Annotated in this window: 3 protein-coding genes; all 3 read right to left on the reverse strand. The window is 68.5% G+C overall.

Features of this window, described 5'->3' with window-relative positions:
* Positions 1 to 1562: putative T7SS-secreted protein (locus tag ACZ4NB_RS38650; RefSeq protein WP_467667741.1), on the reverse strand; the 1562-nt coding region annotated here is incomplete at its 3' end.
* The gene (locus ACZ4NB_RS38655; RefSeq protein ID WP_467667742.1) at positions 1559 to 2170 is read right to left on the reverse strand and encodes a hypothetical protein; all 612 of its coding nucleotides are present in this window, start codon (positions 2168 to 2170) and stop codon (positions 1559 to 1561) included. The genes ACZ4NB_RS38655 and ACZ4NB_RS38650, both read right to left, overlap by 4 nt.
* 2 nt (positions 2171 to 2172) lie before the next feature.
* Positions 2173 to 2629, reverse strand: a 457-nt coding sequence (locus ACZ4NB_RS38660; protein WP_467667743.1) for an SseB family protein, incomplete at its 5' end; no start/stop codon positions are given.

Below are 2629 nucleotides of genomic sequence, written 5' to 3' on the forward strand. Positions count from 1 at the left end.
GTGAGGAGGTAGTCGCCGTCGGGGGTGAGTTCGAGGGGGGCTCCGTCGCCTTCGGCCGGGAGGGTGGGGACGCCGACGGCGGGGTGGGGGTAGAGGAGGAAGTTGCCCTCTTCGCCGATGAGGATGACGCCCTCGGAGTCGATCTCCAGACGCTGGTCGACGGTGGACATCCAGGCCGGGCCGAACCAGCGGCCCTGGCGGTAGGACGACTCGAAGGTGCGGGAGAAGGCCAGCGGGAGGCTGCCGGGGAGGGTGATGTCCGTCTGCGGCAGGTGCATACGGCCGGTGGCCATGTCGATGGGGTCGCTGCCGAAGATCTTGCAGGCGGCGATGCGGGCCCGGTCCCGGACGGTGATCTTGCCGCCGTTGCGGGCGGCGTGCCGCGCCCACCCCTCGGCGACATTCTTCGCGGTTGTCTTCGCCGCCCCCTTGGCCAGTCCCCCCGCGCCCTTGCCTCCCATGGCATTGAGGATGAGGGCTCCCCACGCGTCGCCGGGATCGCTGCCCCAGCCGGAGCCGAGCATGTCCTTGGCCGTGTCGATGGGGTGGAGAGGGGCCTGGGCCAGGCCCATGAGCATGGTGGAGGCGTTGTTGGCGAACTTCCAGGGGTGGGTGATGTTGTAGGGATCCAGTGGGTTGACCGTCCGGGCCAGCTTGACGGTTTCGGCAGCAGCCTTGAGGGCGCCGCCGGCCATGTGCGCGTTCTGGAGGACGAACGCTTCCCCGCCGTCCTTGAGGGCCGCACCGGCGAGGTCGGTGAAGGCGGGCTTCTCCGGGGCATGGGCCAAGGCGCCCTTGATGGCGTTGCGGGCCCGCTCGGCGGCTTCGTCGCGCTGGTTGCGGGCGGTCTTGAGCATGTCCTGGGCCGCCTCGCGGCCCTCGGCGCCCGGGTCTGCATACGCGCCGGGCTTCTGCGGCTGGCTGCCGGGATTGTGCCCCTCGTCGATGGCCGTGTTGTAGAGGTCGACCTGCGCGTTGTACGTGTCGAGTTTGGCCTTGTAGGCGTCGAGGGAGCGCCGGGTGGCCTCCGTGGCGTCACGGTACTTCTCGATGGCGTCGGCGGCCTTGCCCTGCGCCCAGGACACCGTTTCCGCATACGACTTCAGGGCCTTGTAGGCGTCGTCGCAGGCGTCGGCGGCGTGCATCCACTGCTTGGGATGCATATCGAACTTCTCGCGAAAGGCGTCGGCGGCCTTGCCGCTCCAGTGCTGGCCCGAGCCGATCTTGCGCATGCCCTCGGCGACCCGGTCGAAGGCGGCGGAGAAGTCCTTGAGGTGGGAGGCCGTTTCGTTGATCTTCGAGACGTCGCCGTGGATGAGTTCCTTGGGGTCTTCCGTCTCGCCGAGCCGGCGTTCGTCGACATGCGCGCCCAGGGCCCCGGCCGCCTTGGCGCCGGCGGAGCGCACGGCGTGTCCGGCATCGTCGAGGCCGACGGTCTCCAGGGCGTCGCCCGCCAGGTCCGAGCCGTGCTCGACCAGCTCGCCCGCGCCCCGCTCAACGGCGTCCGTGAACTTGCTCGCGCCCTCGCCTATCGCGTTCAGACCATCGCCGAGCCAGTTCACTTGCCCTCGCCCCCCTGGCCCCGCGCACCCTTCGGCTCGTGGAACTCGGTGGTGACCTCGTCGCGATCGTCGAAGGGGTGCTTCACCCGGTCAGGGACCGACTGGACGTCCTGGGCGAGCTTGTCGGCCGTCTGCAGCATCCGGTCGTGCGACTCCAACGACGCAGCGGACGTCGGGTCGAAATCGACGTTCAAGGGGTTGTCCGCGGCGATGTCGCCCCAGGACGTCTTGTGCAGCTGCTCGGCCGTCTTGGACGGATCGCCCATCGCCGCGTTCACGGTCTGCTTCAGCGCGTCCGAGACGTACTGCTCCTGCTCGTAGTAAATGCCGGCGGTGAGGCCCAGCTTTTTGGAGAATTCATTGGCGTCCTGCATCAACGTGCGCACGCCCCAGCCCCAGCGCTCGCAGAAGGAGTCGAGCGTGGCCGCCAGGCCGTCGTCGCCGCATTCCATACTGTCCAGGGACAATTTGTCGAAACCGCGGCCAAGTTGGGCTTCCACGTCGAAGCCCAGTTCCTTGAGTTCGGCCGTCGCGGCCTTGATCCCCTTGGTGAGCTGCTCGAATGCCTCGGGCTCGACCTGATACCCGTACCCGCCGATCACACCCATTCCTACGCTTCCCCCCTGTGCGGCGCGACGTCGTCCGAACCGCCGTCCGGCCCGTCACCCGTTGATATGTCGATGGCCGCGGTGTCGGGGACGATCCCGGCCACCGGCGGGAACAGCGCACCGTGCTCGCTGCCGGCGTCCAGAGCCACCCCGGTCGGGCCCTCGATGGCAGGAATCAGCACGTCAAGGACGCGGGCCCCGGACACCGTGACGTACTGCCACTCCGCTCCGGGCTCACTGCCACGGGAGACGGCGAAGCGCGAGAGGGCATCCTCGTCGGTGAAGGCGTACAGCCAGCGAATGCCGTCCAACTCTGACGAGAGGAGGGTGTCGTTGACCGTCGGAATCAAGACATGGGTGCGGCGGAATTCGCCCACCAACGCCGCTGGATCCGGTCGTCCCGCGTGAATTGCCGCTACCTCTTCGGCCAATGACATGGCGGTCCGGCCCCTCCCCCGA

It is taken from the genome of Streptomyces sp. NPDC026575 (assembly GCF_055567415.1).

Coding starts and splice junctions, on each gene's coding strand:
- ACZ4NB_RS38655 (WP_467667742.1), bottom strand. CDS start 2,170: ATGGGTGTGATCGGCGGGTACGGGTATCAGGTCGAGCCCGAGGCATTC.